General features: G+C 71.7%; 16 protein-coding genes. 3 read left to right on the forward strand and 13 right to left on the reverse strand.

The window, feature by feature from the left end:
- Window positions 1–221: 221 nt before the first annotated feature.
- On the forward strand, window positions 222–1,682 hold the full coding sequence (locus ACWGJ2_RS13105) for an amino acid permease (RefSeq protein ID WP_453346189.1): 1,461 nt from the start codon (window positions 222–224) through the stop codon (window positions 1,680–1,682).
- Window positions 1,683–1,770: 88 nt separating this feature from the next.
- On the opposite strand, the gene helR is transcribed toward ACWGJ2_RS13105, so the two are convergent.
- The 8 genes from helR to ACWGJ2_RS13145 all read right to left on the reverse strand — a co-directional run bounded on the left by helR (window position 1,771) and on the right by ACWGJ2_RS13145 (window position 11,551).
- Window positions 1,771–4,059: an RNA polymerase recycling motor ATPase HelR gene (gene helR, locus ACWGJ2_RS13110; protein ID WP_453346132.1), complete on the reverse strand. Its 2,289-nt coding sequence runs from the start codon at window positions 4,057–4,059 to the stop codon at window positions 1,771–1,773.
- Window positions 4,060–4,389: 330 nt separating this feature from the next.
- The gene (locus ACWGJ2_RS13115; protein ID WP_453346133.1) at window positions 4,390–5,664 is read right to left on the reverse strand and encodes a cytochrome P450 family protein; all 1,275 of its coding nucleotides are present in this window, start codon (window positions 5,662–5,664) and stop codon (window positions 4,390–4,392) included.
- The gene (locus ACWGJ2_RS13120) at window positions 5,661–6,866 is read right to left on the reverse strand and encodes a cytochrome P450 (RefSeq protein ID WP_453346190.1); all 1,206 of its coding nucleotides are present in this window, start codon (window positions 6,864–6,866) and stop codon (window positions 5,661–5,663) included. Before ACWGJ2_RS13120 ends, ACWGJ2_RS13115 begins: the two co-directional genes overlap by 4 nt.
- A 104-nt stretch (window positions 6,867–6,970) precedes the next feature.
- Window positions 6,971–7,627: a GTP-binding protein gene (locus ACWGJ2_RS13125; protein WP_453346134.1), complete on the reverse strand. Its 657-nt coding sequence runs from the start codon at window positions 7,625–7,627 to the stop codon at window positions 6,971–6,973.
- The gene (locus ACWGJ2_RS13130; RefSeq protein ID WP_453346135.1) at window positions 7,608–7,964 is read right to left on the reverse strand and encodes a DUF742 domain-containing protein; all 357 of its coding nucleotides are present in this window, start codon (window positions 7,962–7,964) and stop codon (window positions 7,608–7,610) included. The genes ACWGJ2_RS13125 and ACWGJ2_RS13130 overlap by 20 nt, the downstream gene beginning before the upstream one ends.
- Window positions 7,961–8,377, reverse strand: coding sequence for a roadblock/LC7 domain-containing protein (locus tag ACWGJ2_RS13135; protein ID WP_453346136.1), 417 nt, complete (start codon window positions 8,375–8,377; stop codon window positions 7,961–7,963). The genes ACWGJ2_RS13130 and ACWGJ2_RS13135 overlap by 4 nt, the downstream gene beginning before the upstream one ends.
- Entirely contained in the window at window positions 8,374–10,098 is a 1,725-nt protein-coding gene (locus ACWGJ2_RS13140; protein ID WP_453346137.1) for an ATP-binding protein, read from the reverse strand. Before ACWGJ2_RS13140 ends, ACWGJ2_RS13135 begins: the two co-directional genes overlap by 4 nt.
- A 307-nt stretch (window positions 10,099–10,405) precedes the next feature.
- On the reverse strand, window positions 10,406–11,551 hold the full coding sequence (locus ACWGJ2_RS13145) for an acyl-CoA dehydrogenase family protein (RefSeq protein ID WP_453346138.1): 1,146 nt from the start codon (window positions 11,549–11,551) through the stop codon (window positions 10,406–10,408).
- A 99-nt stretch (window positions 11,552–11,650) separates the two neighbouring features.
- Here ACWGJ2_RS13145 and ACWGJ2_RS13150 point away from each other — a divergent pair, with 99 nt between their 5' ends.
- The gene (locus ACWGJ2_RS13150) at window positions 11,651–12,307 is read left to right on the forward strand and encodes a TetR/AcrR family transcriptional regulator (RefSeq protein ID WP_453346139.1); all 657 of its coding nucleotides are present in this window, start codon (window positions 11,651–11,653) and stop codon (window positions 12,305–12,307) included.
- 60 nt (window positions 12,308–12,367) lie between these two features.
- On the opposite strand, the gene ACWGJ2_RS13155 is transcribed toward ACWGJ2_RS13150, so the two are convergent.
- A complete protein-coding gene (locus ACWGJ2_RS13155) occupies window positions 12,368–13,867 on the reverse strand; it encodes an aldehyde dehydrogenase family protein (RefSeq protein WP_453346140.1) in 1,500 nt (499 codons plus the stop codon).
- Window positions 13,864–14,859 (reverse strand): oxygenase MpaB family protein, encoded by a 996-nt coding sequence (locus tag ACWGJ2_RS13160; RefSeq protein WP_453346141.1) that lies wholly within the window; start codon window positions 14,857–14,859, stop codon window positions 13,864–13,866. Before ACWGJ2_RS13160 ends, ACWGJ2_RS13155 begins: the two co-directional genes overlap by 4 nt.
- 170 nt (window positions 14,860–15,029) lie before the next feature.
- Here ACWGJ2_RS13160 and ACWGJ2_RS13165 point away from each other — a divergent pair, with 170 nt between their 5' ends.
- The gene (locus ACWGJ2_RS13165; protein WP_453346142.1) at window positions 15,030–15,911 is read left to right on the forward strand and encodes an oxygenase MpaB family protein; all 882 of its coding nucleotides are present in this window, start codon (window positions 15,030–15,032) and stop codon (window positions 15,909–15,911) included.
- Window positions 15,912–16,050: 139 nt separating this feature from the next.
- Here ACWGJ2_RS13165 and ACWGJ2_RS13170 read toward each other — a convergent pair whose 3' ends face one another.
- From ACWGJ2_RS13170 to ACWGJ2_RS13180, 3 genes are all read right to left on the reverse strand, one after another.
- Window positions 16,051–17,523 (reverse strand): M1 family metallopeptidase, encoded by a 1,473-nt coding sequence (locus ACWGJ2_RS13170; RefSeq protein ID WP_453346143.1) that lies wholly within the window; start codon window positions 17,521–17,523, stop codon window positions 16,051–16,053.
- 277 nt (window positions 17,524–17,800) lie between these two features.
- Window positions 17,801–18,367, reverse strand: a complete 567-nt coding sequence (gene cyaB / locus ACWGJ2_RS13175; RefSeq protein ID WP_453346144.1) for a class IV adenylate cyclase — start codon at window positions 18,365–18,367, stop codon at window positions 17,801–17,803.
- A gap of 18 nt (window positions 18,368–18,385) precedes the next feature.
- Window positions 18,386–19,234 (reverse strand): helix-turn-helix domain-containing protein, encoded by an 849-nt coding sequence (locus tag ACWGJ2_RS13180; RefSeq protein WP_453346145.1) that lies wholly within the window; start codon window positions 19,232–19,234, stop codon window positions 18,386–18,388.
- Window positions 19,235–19,370 lie beyond the last annotated feature (136 nt).

The following is a 19,370-nucleotide window of genomic DNA, read 5'->3' on the forward strand; positions in this document are numbered from 1 at the left end:
GCTCCGGGCGCCGGACCGGAGCCGGGCGCCGGGCCTGGGGGGCACGGGCATGTCCGCGATGTGAGATGTTCCCGGTGTGATGTACACCACCGCGTAGTTGGTCAAGGCAAGGAAAGGTAACGCCCTGGCCTTGATCTGTGGAACCTGCGGTGACGGGCCGAGCCATGGCCCGACCAGAGTGAGTTGAACAAGCTGTGAGCAATCAAACCGTCGAGGACGCCATCCCCCCACAGCCCGGCGCGCAGGGGGCGTCCTCCACGACGCAGGGTCCTCGGGACGCCGGTGACGCCGGCTACAGCAAGGACCTCAAGCCACGCCACATCAACATGATCGCCATCGGCGGCGCGATAGGCACCGGCCTCTTCCTGGGCGCGGGCGGTCGTCTCGCCTCGGCGGGACCGGCCCTCGCCCTCGCCTACGCCGTCTGCGGACTCTTCGCCTTCTTCGTCGTCAAAGCCCTCGGCGAGCTGGTGCTGCACCGTCCCTCGTCCGGCTCGTTCGTCTCCTACTCGCGCGAGTTCCTCGGCGAGAAGGGCGCCTACGTGGCCGGGTGGATGTACTTCCTGAACTGGTCCACCACCGGCATAGCCGACATCACGGCCATCGCGCTCTATACACATTATTGGAGCCTCTTCACGGACATCCCCCAGTGGGTGCTGGCGCTGATCGCGCTCGCCGTGGTCCTCGCCATCAACATGATCTCGGTGAAGATCTTCGGCGAGCTGGAGTTCTGGTTCGCGATCGTCAAGGTGGCCGCGCTGGTCGTCTTCATGGTCATCGGCATCGTCCTGCTCACCACCCAGCACCCCGTGGGCGGCAGCACACCGGGCCTGCACATGATCACCGACCACGGCGGGATCTTCCCGCAGGGGATCATGCCGGTCGTCATCGTGATGCAGGGCGTCGTCTTCGCGTACTCCTGCGTCGAGCTGGTCGGCGTGACCGCAGGTGAGACGGCCGAGCCCGAGAAGGTCGTCCCCAAGGCCGTGAACGCGATCATGTGGCGGGTCGGCTTCTTCTACGTCGGCTCCGTCGTGCTGCTCGCGCTGCTGCTGCCGTGGGGCGAATACACGGAGGGGCAGAGCCCCTTCGTGACCGTGCTCTCCAAGGTCGGCGTCCCGGCGGCGGGCGATGTGATGAACCTCGTCGTGCTCACCGCCGCCATGTCGAGCCTCAACTCCGGCCTCTACTCGACGGGCCGCATCCTGCGCTCCATGGCGATGGCGGGCTCCGCGCCGAAGTTCACCGCGCGCATGAACAAGAGCCAGGTCCCCTACGGCGGCATCCTGCTGACCTCCGCCGTCTGTGTGCTGGGCGTGGCCCTCAACTACGTCGTGCCGGGCAAGGCGTTCGAGATCGTGCTGAACATCGCCTCGCTCGGCATCGTCAGCACCTGGTGCATCATCATGCTCTGCCACCTCGTCTTCGTGCGCCGTGCCAAGGCGGGGCTGGTCGAGCGGCCCCACTTCCAGCTGCCGTGGTCCCCGGTGACCGAGATCGTGACGATCGCGTTCCTCCTCGGCGTCATCGTGCTGATGTGGGAGGACCCCGACGTCGGCCGCAAGACGGTCATGCTCGTGCCGCTCATCGCCGCCGCGCTGGTGGCGGGCTGGTTCGGGGTGCGGGGGCGTGTGCGCTCCGTCGCCGCCGAGCGCGAGAAGGAGTCCGCCGGACAGCTCTGACGGGTCCGGCAGCCGGGCCGGTGCTGGCCCCGCGCCTCCCTCGCGCGCGGGGCCCGCACCGACACGCACCACCCCTAAGGGGGCGCGGTCACGGGCTGGTGAGGACGACGAGCTGCTGCGTCGCCCGGGTCATCGCGACGTAGCGGTCGACGGCCCCCTCGACGCCCTCCCCGAACGTCTCCGGGTCCACGAGGACGACCAGGTCGAATTCGAGCCCCTTCGACAGCTCGGGCGTCAGCGCCCTGACCCGTGACCTCGCCCCGAACGTCCCCCCGTCCATGCCCGCGTCCATGTCCCCGGTCCCGCTGCCCACGCCCTCGGCGCCGATGACGCAGGCGACCCCGTCGGCGTGCGCGGCGAGCCAGTCGTCGAGCACCGCGTCCAGCTCCGCGACGGAGCCGTGGACGACGGGGAGGCCGCCCTTGCGGATGGACGTCGGCACGTTGGCGTCCGGGAGCACGGAGCGGATGGCGGGCTCGGCCTCCGCCATGACCTCCTCCGGCGTGCGGTAGTTGACGCGCAGCGAGGACACGGTGATCCGCTCCAGCCCGGCCCTCTCCAGCCGCTCCTGCCACGCCTCCGCGAACCCGTGCCTGGCCTGGGCGCGGTCACCGACGACGGTGAAGCTCCGCGACGGGCAGCGCGCCAGCAGCATCTGCCACTCGGCGTCCGTCAGTTCCTGCGCCTCGTCCACGATGACGTGTGCGAACGGGCCCGCGAGAAGGTCCGGTTCGGCGGCCGGCAGCGCGTTCTCGTCGATCAGGGTGTCCTGGAGGTCCTGGCCGCGCAGCATCCCCACCGCGCCCTGGGCCTCGTCGATGTCGCTGTCCTCCAGGATGCGGTCGATGACGTGGGACCTGTGGGCGCGTTCGGCGGCGACGGACGCCTCGTGCCGCCGCCTGCGCGCCGACGCCTCCGGGTCGCCGAGCCGCTGCCGTGCCGCGTCCAGGAGCGGCAGGTCGGACACCGTCCAGGCGTGCGCGTCCGCGCGTTGCAGCGCACGCACCTCGTCGGGGCTCAGCCAGGGCGCGCACTTGCGCAGATAGGCGGGCACCGTCCACAGGTCTCCGACGAGGTCGGTCGCTTCGAGCATCGGCCACGCGCGGTTGAGGGTCCTGATCAGGTCGCGGTCCTGGAGCAGCGACCTGCGCAGCAGCTCCGGCGAGACGCCCCCGCCCTCGCCCCCACCGCCCCCGTCGCCTTCGTCCTCGCCCCAGCCCTCCCCGTCGTCCCCTTCGTCGACGCCGTGCCTGTCGACCAGGATCGTGAGCAGTTCTTCCCGTATCTGGTCCCGCGCCTCGTTGTGCGGAGTGCCCGGTTCCACCGCGCCGAACGCCGCCGCCCAGTCGTCGGCGCTCAGCCAGACGTCGGCCCAGTGGCTGGAGACCGTCATGCCCTCGGCGGGCGGCTCCTCGTAGAGGGCGACGGCCGGTTCGACGGCCCGCACCAGCTCGGCCGACGACTTCAGCCTGGCCACCTCCGGATCGCTCTCGACGGCGGCGGTGGCCCCCTCGGCGACGAGGTCGCGCAGGAGGCACGTCTGCACACCCTCCTCGCCGAGGCTGGGCAGCACGTCGGCGACATAGGCCAGGTAGGGCCTGCTCGGGCCGACGAACAGCACGCCGCCCCGACGGTGCCCGAGGCGCGGGTCGGAGTAGAGGAGGTGCGCGGCGCGGTGCAGCGCTACGACGGTCTTGCCCGTGCCAGGACCGCCGTCGACGACGAGGGCTCCGCGCGAGCCCGCCCGGATGATGGCGTCCTGGTCGGCCTGGATGGTGGAGAGCACGTCGCGCATCCGCTCCGACCTGTTGCCGCCCAGGCTGGCGATGAACGCGGACTGGTCGTCCAGCGCGGCGTGGCCTTCGAGCCCGTCGGCGGTGAACACCTCGTCCCAGTAGTCGCTGACCCGGCCCCCTGCCCAGCGGTATCTGCGGCGGCTCACCAGGCCCATGGGCTCGGCGTGGGTCGCCGCGAAGAACGGCTCGGCGGCGGGGGAGCGCCAGTCGAGCAGCAGCCTGCGGCCCGTGCTGTCGGTGAGGCCGAGGCGTCCGATGTAGACGGGCTCGGCACCGTTCTCACCACCCTCACCGCCCTCGGGGACGATGCGCCCCAGACACAGGTCGAGGCCGAAGCGGCGCAGGGTGCGCAGCCGCCCTGTGAGCCGGTGGATCTCCGAGTCCCGGTCCATCGCCATCCGGCCGATGCCGCCGGGCGCCTTGCGGGTGGCTTCGAGGCGCTCCGACAGTTCGGCGATGGTCTGCTCAAGGCTCTCCGCGATGGCGGCGAAGTGCCGCTCGTCGGCGTCGATCAGCGCCGGGTCGGCCTTGGGGGAGAGGTGGTCGGGAAGATCGAACGCGCTGGTGGTCAAGGAGGTCATCGCGGCAGCTCCACCCTGGGGTCGTCACACGACTCGTGAACAGACAACAACACACGCACTTCGTGAAACTCCCATTTCCGCAGGTTCTGGCGTCGAGCCGCGATTCTGCACCAGAGGCGGGGCCTTGCCGCAAGCCCCCCGGTGAGCTATAAGTTGAAAGTGGCAAGGAGTGGGATGTCCTCCTGCCCTCCCCCTCCGGGCACCCCGTCCGCCCCCACGGACAGGCCCTCACACACACCTCCGCACACACTTCTGCCCCCTGCTCCGTCGCGCCCGCAAGCGCGTCCGGAAACAGGGGGCAGAAGCAGCGGGGAACCCTCTCAGGGCGTCTCAGCGTGCGGCGGCGCCCAGGACCACCGGCAGCTCGTACAGCTCGTTCTGCGTCACCGCGGGCTTGTTGCGCAGCTCCGAAGCGGGAACCCCCAGCGACAGCTCGGGAAAGCGCGCGAAGAGCGCGGGCAGCGCGACCCGCGCCTCCAGCCGCGAGAGCGGCGCGCCGGGGCACACATGCGGGCCGTGTCCGAAGGAGAGGTGCCGGTTGGGGGAGCGCGTGACGCGGAACTCGTCGGCCGTCGGCCCGTGCTGTGCCTCGTCCCGCCCGATGGCCCCGTAGGCGACGATCAGGGCCTCGCCCTTCCCGATGACGGTGCCGCCGACCTCGACGTCCTCGGTGGCGAAGCGGATCAGCACATGCGTCGTCGGCGCGTTCCAGCGCAGCGTCTCCTCGATGACGCCGTCCCAGTCGGCCTCGCCCGAGCTGACGAGGGCGAGCTGGCCGGGGTGGGTCAGCAGCGCGACGACGGCGTTCACGATGAGACTGATCGTCGTCTCGTGACCGGCGGCGATCATGACCTGGAGGGTGCCCAGGACCTCCTCGTCGGTCAGGCTGTCCCCGTCCTCGCCCGCGGCGAGCAGCGCGCTGGTGAGGTCGTCGCCCGGTGAGCGCTTCTTCTGCTCCAGCACACCGCCGAAGAAGGCGGCCAGCTCACCGATGATCTCCTGGACGCGCTCCGGGGGCGTGACGCTGCTGAAGAACCCGTCGTAGAGGGAGCGCAGCCGGGGGTGGTCGGCCGCTTCGATGCCCATCAGCTCGCTGACGACGTTCATGGGGAGCCGGTAGGCGAAGTGCGACTTGAGGTCGATCCGCCCGCCCGTCGCCGCCGCGTCCCGCTCCAGCGCGTCCAGCAGCTCGTGGGTGATCGCCTCGATGCGGGGCCGCATGGCCTCGACGCGCCGGGGGGTGAGCGCCTGCGCCGACAGGGCGCGGAGCCTGCGGTGCTCGGCGCCGTCGAAGGTGAGCATGCTCGGGCCCGGATCGGCGAGCCCGATCAGCGGCCAGGTCTTCGGAATCTCACCCCGCCGCCAGGCCGCCCAGTGGCCGATGTCCTTGACCAGGCGCGGGTCCATCAGCAGGTCCCGCGCCTCGGCGTGCCGGGTCACCGCCCACACGGGCACCCCGCCCGGCAGCTCCACGGCGGCGACGGGCCCCGCCTCGCGCAGCCTGGCGCCCTCCCCGGCCAGATCGCGTACGAGAGGGTCGAGCACCACCCGGGCTTCCCCCGGTCTGTCGCCGCCTGTCTCTCCGGTCACGGGGCAGGACGTCATCCGGCGTCTCCTACGGCGATGGTGGGCGTGAAGTGGACGGGCAGGGACTCCAGACCGCGCAGCCACGGCGAGGGCCGCCACACCAGCGCCTGCCGGGACACGGCGAGATCGGCGTCGGGCAGCCGGTCGAGCAGCACCTCGATGCCCGTACGGGCGATGGCCTCGGCGATGTCCTGCGCCGGGTAGGGGCAGCGGTGGTCGCCGTGGCCGAAGGAGAGGAACGCGTTGTTGCCGCCGGTGAACGAGTGCTGGTCGGGGCGCACCTGGGGGTCGGCGTTGGCGGCGGCGAGGCTGAGGATGAGCAGATCGCCGCCCCGGACGCGCTTGCCGCCGAGCTGGGTGTCACGGGCGGCCCAGCGGCCCGCGACGTTCTGGGTCGGCGTCTCCTCCCACAGCACCTCGTTCATGGCCTCGCCGACGCTGTGCCTGCCGCCGGAGAGGGAGGCGGAGAAGCGGTCGTCGGTGAACGTCAGCCGCAGGGAGTTGCCGATCCAGTCGGCGGTGGGCTGGTGGCCCGCGACGATGTTGACCATCATGTCCTCGACGATCTCCTCGAAGGAGAACTCGTCGGCGTACGCGTGGTGCAGCATCCGCGTCGCGACGTCGGCGCCGGGGGCCGCGCGCCGGGAGGCCAGCAGGCCCCGCATCGCGGCCTGGATCCGGTCCCGCCCCTCGAGGGCGCCCTCCGAGCCGTCGACCAGCGCGTTGATGCTGGGCACCAGCGAGGCGCCCTCCTCGTCCCCGAAGCCGTACAGCCTGGCGAGCACCAGCGCGGGCAGCACCTTCGCGTACTCGGCGACGAGGTCTCCGTCGCCCCGCCCGCAGAAGCCGTCGACCAGCCGGTCGGCGAACCGCTCGGCGTGGTGGCGCAGTTCGAAGGGGTCGACGGCGGCCAGCGCGTCGCTGACCAGCGAGGAGCGGCGCTGGTGGCGCTCGCCCGTCTCGTAGAGGATCGAGGGCTGCCTGCCCACCATGGGCAGCAGGGGCCAGTCCGCCGGTATGCGGTCCCACTGGTTCCAGATGCCCGAGTCGCGGGTGAACAGCGCGGGGTTGCTGGTGATCTGGTGCAGCTCGCGGTAGCCGAGCACCAGCCAGGCGGGGACGTCGCCGAGCAGCGTCACGGGGGCGATGGGGCCGTGCTCCTGGCGCATCTCGCGGTAGAGCTGGGCGGGGTCGTCGTTGATGAACCGCGTCCCGAACATCGGTACCGCGCCGGTGCCCTCGTGGGCCGGGCAGCCCGGCGGCGGAACGGTGCCGGCCGGCTGTTCTTCGGGTTCTTCGGTGGTGGTGCGGGCGTGCGGGGTGGTCACGGTGTGGTCTCCCGGGCGGAGGACAGGGCGTAGAGGTGGTCGACGAGGGCGATCAGCACGTCCCGGCTGGACTCGCGCGAGCGGGCGTCGCACTCGACGAGCGGCACGTCCTCGGGCAGGTCCAGCGCCTCGCGCACCTGCTCAGGGGTGTGCCGGGGGCCGCCGAAGTCGTTGCTGGCGACGATGAACGGGGTGCCGTGCGCCTCCAGCCGGTCGATGGCGTACCAGGAGTCCGAGAGCCGCCGGGTGTCCACGAGGACGACGGCGCCGAGCGTGCCCAGGAACAGCCGGTCCCACAGGAACCAGAAGCGCTCCTGGCCCGGCGCGCCGAACAGGTACAGCACCGTCCGCTCGTCGAGACCGATGCGGCCGAAGTCGAAGGCGATGGTGGTGGTCGTCTTGCCCTCGACGTCGGTGAGGTCGTCGACGCCCTCACCGGCGCGCGTCATCGTTTCCTCGGTGTTCAGCGGACGGATGTCGCTGACGGAGCGGACCATCGTCGTCTTGCCGACCCCGAAGCCGCCGACGATGACGATCTTGAGCCCGTTGTCGACGGTCTCGCTCAGGGGCGGGCGGCTCGCGGGCCGGTGGGCCGCGTGCTGGTGGGCCGCGGTGGGGCCGGTCGCGGTGAGGTCAGAGGTTGCGGAGTCCAACGAGCACCTGCTTCAGGATTTCGGGATCGGGCAGTTGATCCGCTGAGGCGGCCGTACGGGGGTGGCGGGCGGTGATCCGGCCCGCCGCGAGCAGGTCGCCCAGCAGGATGCGGACGATGCTCACGGGCAGGCCGAGGTCGGAGGCGACCTCCACGACCGCCGTCGGATACCGGCAGATCCGGAGGATCGCGACGTGTTCCGACTGCATTCCGGGCACCGGGTCGCACTCGCTGACCACGAGCGTGACCAGGTCGAACGTCTCCGTGTCCGAGCGGCTGCGGCCGCCGGTCACGGTGTAGAGACGGTCCGGATCGTCGTCCCGGCCCGGCCGTGTCATGTGGTCCCGCTGCCTTCGCCGAGGTTGCGGGGCGGCGTGCTGAGGTACTCGCTGAGCTGCTCGATCAGCTCGTTCATGTTGTGGCCGACGAGGCCGACGTCGGAGTCCTCGTCGGCGACGACGGCCAGATGGGCGCCGTCGCCCGCCTCGACGACGAACAGGATGCCGCCGTAGAACTCGGCCATGGCCTGGCGCACGCCGCCGGTGCCGTCGCCGAACTCGATGGACGCGCCGTGGGACAGGCTCTGGATGCCCGCGGAGATCGCGGCGAGCTGATCGGCCTGGTCGACGGAGAGTTCGGGGGTGCGGCACAGCTTGAGGCCGTCACGGGAGAGCACCAGGGCGTGCCGGGCGCCCGGCGTGCGGCTCAGCAGACTCTCCAGCAGCCAGTCGAGCTTGCTTTCGGTGGTCATTCGGTGTCGTCCTCCGGGCGGGAAGAGGAAGGGGAGGGGGAAGCGGAGGCGGAAGCCTGGGGTGGGCCGGTGCCTTCGCCTGTGTGGGGGTCTGTGCCGGCGTCGGTGCCGGAGTCCGTGCCGACGTCTCCGCCGGTACCGGCGCCCTCGGACGGGCCGCCTTCCGCTGACGGCTGGCCGCCCTGGACGGCGCGCCGGAAGGCGCCGAACCGGGAACCGGAGCGCTCCGGGGAGCGGGCGCCCTCCGCGTCCTTGGCGGCACGGGGCGGCGGTGTCTGCGCGCGCTTGGAGGCGGCGGCCAGGGTCTGCCCGCGCCGCCGCTTCGGCAGCCCGCTCTCGCCGGTCTCCGGAGCCGGAGCGTGCTCGGGCGGGGGCTCGCGCGTGACGCCGGACTCCGCCGGGGCGGACGCGTCGGACGCGTCGGATGCGACGGACGCCTTGGACGCCTTGGACGCGTCGCCACGCGCGGACGCCCGCCGCGTCTCGGGCGGCAGTGCCTCCAGCCGCGGACGCCGCTCGGGCTCGCGGACCGCGCCCGCTCCCCCGGCGCGTGACTGCCGCGGCACAGCGGGCCGTTCCTCGCGCTTGGTCTGGGTGATCAGCTCCTGCGGGATCATCATCAGCACGCCCGTGCCGCCGTGCGCGGAGGGCCGGAACGAGACCGTGAGCCCGTGCTTGCGTGCGAGGCGTCCGACGACGGGGAGGCCGAGGCGGGTGCCGGAGAGCGTGGTCAGATCGAGTGACTCGGCCGACACGGCCTGCTCGGCGCGGCGCAGCGCGACGTCGCCCATGACCAGGCCGCCGTCCTCGACGGTGATGACGACACCGGCCGAGACCTCCTCGACGTACACATGCACCTCGGAGGTGGGCGGGGAGAAGTTGGCCGCGTTGTCCATCAGTTCGGCCAGCGCGTGCATGACGCCCTCGGCCGCGTGGCCCGCGACGGCGACGGTGCTCGTGGAGTGCAGGCGCACCCGCTGATAGCCCGCGATGCGGCCGAGCGCGCCGCGCAGGATGCTCTCCATCACGATGGGCTTCGCCCAGCGGCGGCCCGAACGGGCGCCGGTCAGCACGGCGATGGAGTCCGCGAGCCGTCCGGCCTGCGCCGTGCGGTGGTCGAGGTGGAGCAGGTCGCCGAGCACGTCCTCGTCGCTGTGGCGGTGCTCCATCTCGCGCAGGTCGGCGGCCATGCTGGTGGCCAGCGCCTGTACCCGGCCCGCCGCGTTGGCGCACGCGGACATCGCGGCGGCGCGCCTGCCCTCGCCGCGGTGCACCTCGGTGGCCACCGTGGTCAGGACCCGCCGCTGGGGCTCGTCCTCGGTCGGGGGCGCGGCGGCGAGCGCGGTCTCGGCGGAGGCGCCCTCGCGCAGTCGCTGCACCAGCGCGGGCACGGTGACGTCGGCGAACCGCGTGGACGAGGCCCGCAGCGCCTCGATCGACGCGTCCCTGAGGGCGATGGTGTGCCGCAGCCCGCGCGCGACGAGGACGGCGTGCGCCGCGACCGCCACCGCCGCGCACAGCAGAACGGCGGCGGCACCGGCGCTCCACGCGACGACGGCGCGCTGGGCCAGGGGCGTGGCGTAGACCGCGATCAGCCACGCGGGCGCGGCGACCACGACGGCGACGAGCAGGGCGAGCGCGGTCCCGGTCCCCGGCCGCTGCGACCTCCGGCCGCCTGGACCGGGGGTCGGAGGCTGGGGCGGGGCTATCTCGGGGGTCATCAATCAGGGTCCTCGTGGACAGATCAGGTCCGGACAGGGGAACGATGGCGCTACGGGCCGAGCGACGCCGGAACAATATATTCGAGTTGGCGATCTTATGTGCGAGTGCGGGTGCGGGATCGGGTCCGGAAGCACATAGGGCCGCCCGTCGAGGGCGGCCCTATGCGGTTCTGGTGCGGCTCCGGTACGCCGTCAGCGCGCGGCCGGGCCCGTCAACGGGGCCTGATCAGCGGGTTTCCGGCCCGGGACAAGCCTGTTGGGGAGGCGGCTGGCACGCCGCGCGTGAACGGCGCCGCCCCCCGGGATGTCACAGCCCGTACGTCTTGCCGATGATGTCCCGCTGTATCTCGCTCGTGCCCCCGTACACGGTGGAGACCACCGCGGTACGCAGATACCGCTCCATGTCGTACTCCGTCGCGTATCCGTAGCCGCCCATCATCTGCATGCCCTCCAGGGCCGCCTGCTTGGCCAGTTCGGTCGTCTTGAGCTTGGCCATGGACGCCTCGCGGGGAAACAGCCGCTCGGGCTCGGCGTCGCAGGCCGCCGCGGTGTCGAACACCAGCAGCCGCGCGCACTCCAGCTCCGTGGCGAGGTCGGCGAGCCGGTGCCGCAACGCCTGGAACGAACCGACCGGTCGGCCGAACTGCTCGCGGGTGCGGACGTAGGCGACGGTGTCCTCGAAGATGCGCCGGGTCAGCCCGAGCATGTTCGCCGCGAGGAAGAGCCGTTCCGCGTTCAGCCCGGCCATGAGCTGGCTCCAGCCCGCGCCGACCTCCCCGACCACGGCGTCTGCGGGCAGCTTCACGCCGGTGAGGTAGACGTCGTTGACCTCGCGCCCTCCCATGGTCTCGATGCCCCGGATCTCCACGCCCGGGGTGTCGGCGGGCAGATGGAACATCGTCAGGCCCTCGTGCTTGGAGCCCGTGGAGCTGGTGCGTGCGACGAGCAGGATGTGGCTGGCCAGATGGGCGTTGGAGATCCACGTCTTGTGCCCGTCGACCGTCCAGCCGCCGTCCTCGCCGCGCACGGCGGCGCAGCGCAGCGCGGCCACGTCCGAGCCCGCCTCCGGCTCCGACATGGCGATCGAGAGCACCTGCCCCGAGACGGCGCCGCCGACCGCGGTCTTGCGCTGCGCCTCGCTGCCGAAGCGCTCGTACGCCTTGGCCGTGATGACCGAGGTGACGAAGCCGCCCGCGGGGATCTGTCCGAGGCTGCACTCCTCCAGGAAGAGGCACGCCTCCGTCATGCCGCCGCCCCCGCCCCCGTACTCCTCGGGGAGGCAGACGCCGAGCCAGCCCAGCGCGGCGAGCTTGGCGTACAGCTCGGGACTGTGCGGGCCCGCGCCGCCGGATGTGAGGTCCTCGCGGCGCTCGCGCGTGCCGCACTCGCGGCGCGCGAACTCCCGCACGGCCGTGGCGAATTCCTGCTGTTCGGGCGTCGGGGTGAACGGCACGGTGCCTCCTGTGCAGCGGCTTGAAACAATGAGATGGGGATAGTGTCTGTGTAGCAGAGTGCGTGTGGTTCAGTTGGGTGAAAGCACGGGGAGGGGCCGATGGCCGTACAGGACAGGGAAGCCGGGAGGGAAGCCGGGGAGGACGAGGGCTCGCTGCTCGCCCGCGTGCTGGCGACGGCACCGGAGGAGGACGCGCTGCGCGAGAAGATCCTCGACGCGGCACGCGAGCAGTTCATGACCTTCGGCCTGCGCCGCTCGACCGTCGACGACGTCGCCAAGCGGGCGCGCGTCTCCCGGGTGACCGTGTACCGGCGCATCGGCAACAAGGACCAGTTGGTGCAGGAGTGCCTGCTGAGGGAGTACCGCAGGTTCGTCGCCGAGGTGGACGCCGTCGCGGCCGAACTGCCCACGGTGGAGCAGCGCATGGAGGAGGGCTTCGTTGTCCTGCTGCGGCACATCCGTGACCACCCACTGGTAGGGGGCCTGCTGAAGCTGGAGCCGGAGCTGATCCTGCCGTATCTGACGGTGGACTCGGGGCCCGCGCTCGTCGCGATGCGCGAGTATCTGGCCACCCGGCTCCGGCGCGTGCAGCGCTGCGAGGGCAGGCCCGAGGGCGATCCCACGCCGGTCGCCGAGCTGATGGTGCGGATCACGGTCTCCTTCCTGCTGAACCCCGAGAGCTGTTTCCAGCTCGACGACGACGACCAGGCCCGCGACTTCGTGCGCCGCTACCTGATCCCTCTGCTGGACCGGTGAACGCGCGCCGGTGAACGCGCGCCGGTGAGCTGCGGCGCACCTGCCTGTGCGCGCGTACGGTCAGCGCCGCGCGTGCAGCCTGCGCGCCAGCTCCACGGCACGCGCGGCCTTCTCCCTCGGGGTCGCGTACGACGTCAGATCGACGTACGGCCGCATCCGCCGCACCGTCACCGAACGCGGCGTCGCGAAGGAGCGCAGCCCCTCGTCGCCGTGCACGCGCCCGTACCCCGACTCGCCCGAGCCGCCGAACGGCAGCGAGGGCACCGCGGCGAAGCCCAGCACCGTGCCCACCGAGACCGCGCCCGCGCGCAGTCGCTCGGCCACCGCAAGACCCTCCCGCCGCGACCCGGTGAAGACGGCGGCGCCCAGCGCGTACGGCGAGTCGTTGGCGCGCTCGACGGCCTCGTCCAGGTCCCGCACGGCGTTGACGGCGACGACGGGCCCGAACGTCTCCTCGCGCATCGCGGGCGAGTCCTCGGGCACGTCGACGAGGACGAGGGGGTGGACGAAGGGCGGCCTGACCGACTCGGGCCCGCCCAGCGGCGCCCGCGCCCCGGCCCCCAGCGCCTCCTTGAGGTGGTACTCGACGGTGCCGGTCTGGGAGGGCAGCGTCAGCGGGCCGTAGTCGTCGGGCTCGCCGTCCCGGCCCGCGCCGGGGCCGCCCGTGCGCAGCTCGCGTGCCCGGTTGACGATCCGCTCGCACAGCTCCTTGTGCACCCGCTCGACGGCGTAGACCCGCTCCACCCCGGCGCAGGTCTGGCCCGCGTTGGACATCGCGCCCCACACGATCGCGTCGGCCGCCTCGTCCAGATCGGCGTCGGCGCCGACGAGCACCGCGTCCTTGCCGCCGCCCTCGGCCAGCAGCGGCGTCAGCGTCCGCGCGCACACGGCGGCGACCTTGCGGGCCGTGGCCGCCGACCCCGTGAAGGCGACCTTGTCCACGCCGGAGGCGGCCAGCGCCTCCCCCGTCTTTCCCATGCCGGTGACGGTGCGCAGGAGCCCCGCGTGCTCCGGCACCGTCTCCTCCCACATCCGGGCCAGCAGCACGCCCGTGCCCGGGGTGAGTTCGGAGGGCTTGAAGACCACGCCGTTCCCGGCGGCGAGCGCGTGTCCGATGGAGCCCATGGGGGTGTAGACGGGGTAGTTCCAGGGGCCGATCACGCCGATGACGCCGAGCGGGCGGTAGGCGAGGAGGGAGCGCTGGTGGACGGACAGGGCGCCGGAGGCGACGCGGCGGCGGCCGAGGACGCGCCGCGCGTTGCGCGCGGCCCAGTCCAGGTGGACGACGGCGAGCAGCACCTCGGCCCGTGCGTCGTGCACGGGCTTCCCGGTCTCGGCCGCGACAGTGTCGGCCAGTTCGTGCGCGCGGGAGGCGAGGGCGCGCTTGAAGGCGAGCAGCGCCGCGCGGCGCCCCTTCCACCCGGCTCCGGCCCAGTCCCGCGCGGCCGAGCGGGCGCGGTCGACGGCCGCGCGCACCTCCTCGGGGCCGTGCACCGGGTGATCGGCGACGCGCTCCCCGGTGGCGGGGGAGAGGGAGGTGAAACTCTCTGCGCTCTTCATGGGGCGTCCTCACGGTGTGTGGGAGAGCTGGTGGGGCGGGGAGCGGGCGGGCGGGCCCGGTGGGAGCCGGTGCCGTTACCGGTGCTGGTCCCGGTACCGGCGCCGTTGCTGGTGCTGGTGCTGGTGCCGGGTAGCGGTTCGAGGGGGCGGCTCTGGGCCCAGGCGGGGCCGAGATCGTCGAGCGTGTAGCCGAACGGGTACGAGCGCGGGGTGAACCGGGCCGGCCGCCACCGCGGTCGCGCGGGCCCCAGCCGCAGGAGCGCGGACCGCGCCCGTACCGCCGAAGCGGCCAGCGAGCGCAGCCACGCGGGCTGTACCGGGAAACCGAGGGCGCGCAGCAGGGGTTCGTCCAGCAGTGCCAGCGTGGCGCGGCCGACGAGCGTGCGCAACGGTGCGGGGTACCAGCCCGCCATCACGCGGAACGTGGCGTTGGCGACCCGGTGGTTGGCCGGGTCGTAGGCGAACATCTCCGCCTCGTACGAGTCCAGCAGCTTCTCGAAGCCCTCCATGGTCCGTGGCGCGCCCTCGATGCCCATCGCCTCGGCCATCCGGTGCCCGACGAGGGCGAGCGCGGCCAGCTCGTTCGCGCACAGTGGCCGCCAGCCGAACCGCTCCAGCCAGCGCTTGGGCCCGACGACCGTCGTGGCGAGGACGTAGCGGAAGTCCTCCTGCGGTATGCGGTACTTGCCGTGGATGCGGTTGAGGTGACGCGCTGCGGCCTGTCCGCGTGCGGAGCCGAAGCCGTCGACGGACATCTCGTACGCGAACAGCACGGTGTCGTCGTAGCGCTTCTGGCCCGCCTTCTCGAACTCCTGGGTGCGGTCCAGTAGCCGGGAGATCCGGGGGACGCCGAAGTCGCGGAGGAAGGCGACGCTGACCCCCTGCTGGTAGTCCCAGGGGAACTCGTAGAGGGTCAGCAGCCGGAAGATCTCCTCGTAGTCGCGCGCGGGGTCCATGCGCTGGATCGCGCGCAGACGGCTGTAGCGGCCCATGGGGCGGCTCCCTTCGCCGGGCCTCGTCGGGTCGTCGGCCCTCGCGTTCCGGATGAGTCAAAGTTACAGAGACTATTGACTTGTTTCATCGCCCCCGTCAACACTGCTGACGCAGGATCAAATGACCCGCCGTCGGCGGTGCACCCGAGTGCAGTGCCGCTGGAGGCATCATGGAGAACGTGAGTGCACGGAACGACGGCCTCCGCGACGGCCCGCCACCGCCGCCCCCGGACGGCCTGCTCTGGGAGGTAGCCGGAGAGGCACGCGCCCTGCTGATGCTCCCCGCCGCGCTGACCATGCAGGTCGCCCACCCGGCCGTGAGCGCGGGCGTCGACGACCACTCCGTCTTCCGCACCGACCCCTGGGGACGCGGCGAGCGCTCGCTGACCTCCCTGCTGACGTGGGTCTACGGAGGGGAACAGGCGGCGGAGGAGGGCAGGCGGCTGCGTCAGCTCCACAAGACCATCCAGGGCACGGACGCGCACGGCCGCGAGTACCACGCCCTGAGCCCGCGCTACTACGCCTGGGTCCACGCCACCGGCTTCCCCGTCTACCGGCACGCCCAGCGCTACCTCGGCCGCCGCCCGTACACCGGGGCCGAGGAACGGCAGCTCTACGCGGAGTGGCTCCAGGTCGGGCGGATCCTCGGGCTCCACGACCGCGACATGCCGCAGACGGTCGAGGAGTTCTGGCCCTACTACCGGCGGATGCTCGACGAGGAGCTGGAGGCGACACCCGTCGCGCGCGAGCTGGTCACCACCTCGCGCCGCCTTCCGCCGCCCGACCGCGGACCGCGCCCGCTGCGCCTGGTGCTCGGGCTGCTGTGGCCGCTGCTGCTGCCGCCCTTCGCGCGCTTCCGCCGCTTCATGACCATCGGCCTGATGCCCCCGGACGCGCGCGAGGCGATCGGCCTCCCCTGGACGGCCCGTCAGGAGCGCGCCCTGAAGCGGTTCGGGCGGGTGCTGGCCGTGGTGCTTCCACTGCTGCCCGAGCGGCTGCGGTACGTGCCGATGGCGTACCGGGCGCGGGCGGCGCACCGCGCCGGGGCCTGACGGCGCGGGTCTGTCGGTGACGCCGGGTCCGAAGGGGACGGCGGGCCCGGAGGGGGCCGGAGGGAGCTGCCTCCCTCCGGCCCGTGCCTCAGTGGGCGTGCGGCCCGTCAGCGGGCGTGCGCGTGATCAGTGGGTGTGATCAGTGCTCGTGCACGTGGTTCGTCTCCTGGATCTTCTTCCAGGACTTCGGGCGCTCGGGGGTGTCCGACGCGCTCAGCGCGGGTGCTTCGGGCTTCGAGGGCTCGTAGAGCCAGGTGTCGAAGAGCCCGGACAGCGGCTCGCCCGAGACCTGCTCCGCGTATGTGACGAAGTCGCGGACCGTCGCGTTCCCGTTCGCGTGCTGCTGCGGCCAGCCCTTGAGGATCGCGAAGAAGTCCTCGTCACCGATCTCGTTGCGCAGTGCCTGGAGCGCCATCGCGCCACGGTCGTAGACGGCGGCGTGGAACTGGTTCTCGGCACCCGGGTCGCCCGGCTTCACCGTCCAGAACGGGTCGTCGGCCGGGTGCGAGGCGTACGCGTAGTCGGACAGCTCCTGTGCCGTGCCCTCGCCCTGGTCCTCGGACCACAGCCACTGGCTGTAGCGCGCGAAGCCCTCGTTGATCCAGATGTCCTTCCACTGACGCACCGAGACGCTGTCCCCGTACCACTGGTGCGCCAGCTCGTGCACGACGACCGACACGTTCGAGCCGTTCGCCCAGCCGCGCTTGCCGTAGAAGGGGCGGGTCTGCGTCTCCAGCGCGTAGCCCGCGTCGACGTTCGGCGCGTAGCCGCCAACGGAGTTGAAGGGGTACGGGCCGAAGTAGCCCTCCAGCCACTCGGTCACCTCCGCGCTGCGCTCGATGCTGGCGCGGGCCGCGCCCTCGTCGGCACCCAGGTCCTTGCTGTAGGCGTTGATGACGGGGAGGCCGCTGGAGGTGGTGTCCTTGACGACGTCGAACTCGCCGACGGCGAGCGTGGCCAGATATGTGGCCTGCGGCTTGTCGGAGCGCCACGCGAACCGCGTCCAGCCCGCGCTGGAGCGCTGCGACTGGAGGGTGCCGTTGCTGAGGGCCGTCGTGCCGTCGGGCACCGCCACGCTGACGTCGTACGTCGCCTTGTCCGTCGGGTGGTCGTTGCTGGGGAACCACCACCAGGCGGCCTCGGGCTCGTTCGCCGCGACGCCGCCGTCCGGGGTGCGGTGCCAGGAGGTGAAGCCGTCCACCTCGACGTCCGAGGGGACGCCGAAGTAGCGCACGACGACGGTGGCGCGTTGCCCCTTGGCCAGCGGCGTCGCGGGCGTCACCTCCAGCTCGTGCGCGCCCGAGGTGGCGAAGGACGCCTTCTTGCCGTTGACGCGTATCTCGCTGACGTCGAGGGCGAAATCGAGGTTGAAGCGGGACAGGTCCTGGGTGGCGGTGGCCAGGAGGGTGGCCGTGCCGCCCAGTTCGTCGGTCTTCGGCTGGTACTTCAGCCGCAGGTCGTAGTGGGAGACGTCGTAGCCGCCGTTCCCGTAGTCCGGGTAGTAGGGGTCGCCCACACCCGGCGCTCCCGGCGCGGGCTCGGCGGCCGATGCCGGGATCGCCAGCGTGAGGGCGGCCAGCACCGCTGCCGGGACGATGAGTCTGTGACGCACGGGGTCCTCCAACTCCATTGCGCTCTCGCGGGATCGCGAGGCCGTGACAGGTGTCATCCGGCCTGAAGGGTATGTACTCCCGCGCCCTGCGGTACGTCCACAGGGCGTCGCTTCACGTGATCGCCATGGGCCGTATACAGGCCACGGGTACCGGCCATGGACACCGGGCACGGTGTCCTGGACGACGCGCGGAGACCCAGCTCCCGGCCACCATCGCGCACGGCGAAGAGCCCCGTCCTCTTCGCTGGCGAATTCCAGTTGTCGTCGTGGCGGGGGTCTACCGGCCCCGGCGCGCGGCTACGGCGTCGGTGTACAGCTCGGTCGTCACGTCTTCGTCCGTGATGCCGAGTTCGGTGAGTACCGCTTGCACGTCATCGAGTGCGGCCGTCACGTCCTCGTCCTCGTCCTCGTCCACCAGCGTTTCCACTTCGAGGAACGTCCCGTCGATCTCGGGAACGCGCACGAGGGTGGCCAGCATCCGCCGTCCCCGAGTCTCCAGGTCGTAGTTGCGGCACCGCTTCTCGAAGGCGATGACCGGCGCGTATCCCAGTCCGCGAAGCAGCTTGTGCACGGCGTCCGGATCGTCGATGCCGGTCTCGTGTTCCGGCTTCGAGCCCGACGCCTCATCGACCTTGGCGCCCTTGAAGGTGAGCACGGAGCGCGTCGTGTCCGAGCTGTGCACCGTACGGACACGCAGTTCCTCGTCCCGGTCACCGAGCCCGCCGGACGGATCGTCGTAGTACGTGTCCTGGTAGACCTCGGCCCGGCCCGCGCCGCGTTCTTCCAAGCGGCGCGTGACCTCCTCCGGCGCCCGCACACGCGCCTTCAACTCCGCTTCGATCACCGCTGCGTCACCCTCCGCTCAGACCGTGCGGTCGCCCTCGTCCGCGATGGCCTCGAACATACGCCGAAAGCCACGGTAGAGCGGCCCGTGTGGCGTCTCCATCACCTTGTAGATCGCCGACTCGTGGCCTTCCCACCCCGCGTCGAAAGCAGACACGAACATGATCGAGTCCAGGCGGATGATGCGCCACGTAGGCAGCAGCCGATAGCGGTAGACGTGTACCTCGCCCTCGCTGCTCAGCTCACGCAGCCGAGCCTCCGCGAGCCGTACGCCTCCCGCGAGGGACTCGGCAGACTCCCCGATTTCCGCCGCGCGCTTGGCCAACGCCGGGGCCTCCGGGTCCAGAAGGAGGACTCTTACGCGAGGGCTGAACCCGTCTTCGCGGGCAAGAGAAGAGCGCAGCAACGAATCGTTCAGCCCAATGAGACCGAGACCCCGCACGGCGAGGACATCCAGCTCCTTCGCGGCGCGAGTCAGTTGACGGATCTCCTGCGTAGCGGCTGCCTGAGTGGAGTAGACGCGGACCACTTCAGGGAACGCGGCCAGATCGAGAACGGATCCGCCGCTGCGTGCTTCCCGTGCTGATGCGAGACCGAGCAGGTGTCGGGCATCGTCGGGCATGGAGAGTCCATCCGCGACGCGCTCATACACATCGAGCCGCGTCACTTCGCGCCGCCCGTTGATGATCTCGTTCACTCGTGCTTGCGTCATGCCCACCGCCGTGGCGATCCGCGCTTGGCTGGCGCCCCCGTACTGCTGGACGTAGCGGAAGACCGCGCCCATGTCGCGCACTCGCAGGGACTGCCGGACCTCGGCCCGCTGCCATGCCCAGTCGGGCAACTCGACGGGTACCAGAGCAGCGCTCATCATGGCCCCCGATTCACGACGGGATGGAAAGTCATCTCACTGTGAGATTACCGGCGCGGTATCGAGAGAACACCACCTGACACACGATTCTGCATGGGTGACTCAACGAACCGTGCACGCCGCCGCCCTTCCACCG

The organism is Streptomyces sp. NPDC054796 (assembly GCF_053611545.1).

Coding starts and splice junctions, on each gene's coding strand:
- ACWGJ2_RS13180 (WP_453346145.1), bottom strand. CDS start 19,234: ATGAGCGCTGCTCTGGTACCCGTCGAGTTGCCCGACTGGGCATGGCAG.
- ACWGJ2_RS13160 (WP_453346141.1), bottom strand. CDS start 14,859: ATGGGCCGCTACAGCCGTCTGCGCGCGATCCAGCGCATGGACCCCGCG.
- helR (WP_453346132.1), bottom strand. CDS start 4,059: ATGACCTCCTTGACCACCAGCGCGTTCGATCTTCCCGACCACCTCTCC.
- ACWGJ2_RS13120 (WP_453346190.1), bottom strand. CDS start 6,866: ATGTTCGGGACGCGGTTCATCAACGACGACCCCGCCCAGCTCTACCGC.
- ACWGJ2_RS13150 (WP_453346139.1), top strand. CDS start 11,651: ATGGCCGTACAGGACAGGGAAGCCGGGAGGGAAGCCGGGGAGGACGAG.
- ACWGJ2_RS13115 (WP_453346133.1), bottom strand. CDS start 5,664: ATGACGTCCTGCCCCGTGACCGGAGAGACAGGCGGCGACAGACCGGGG.
- ACWGJ2_RS13130 (WP_453346135.1), bottom strand. CDS start 7,964: ATGACACGGCCGGGCCGGGACGACGATCCGGACCGTCTCTACACCGTG.
- ACWGJ2_RS13165 (WP_453346142.1), top strand. CDS start 15,030: ATGGAGAACGTGAGTGCACGGAACGACGGCCTCCGCGACGGCCCGCCA.
- ACWGJ2_RS13135 (WP_453346136.1), bottom strand. CDS start 8,377: ATGACCACCGAAAGCAAGCTCGACTGGCTGCTGGAGAGTCTGCTGAGC.
- ACWGJ2_RS13140 (WP_453346137.1), bottom strand. CDS start 10,098: ATGACCCCCGAGATAGCCCCGCCCCAGCCTCCGACCCCCGGTCCAGGC.
- ACWGJ2_RS13155 (WP_453346140.1), bottom strand. CDS start 13,867: ATGAAGAGCGCAGAGAGTTTCACCTCCCTCTCCCCCGCCACCGGGGAG.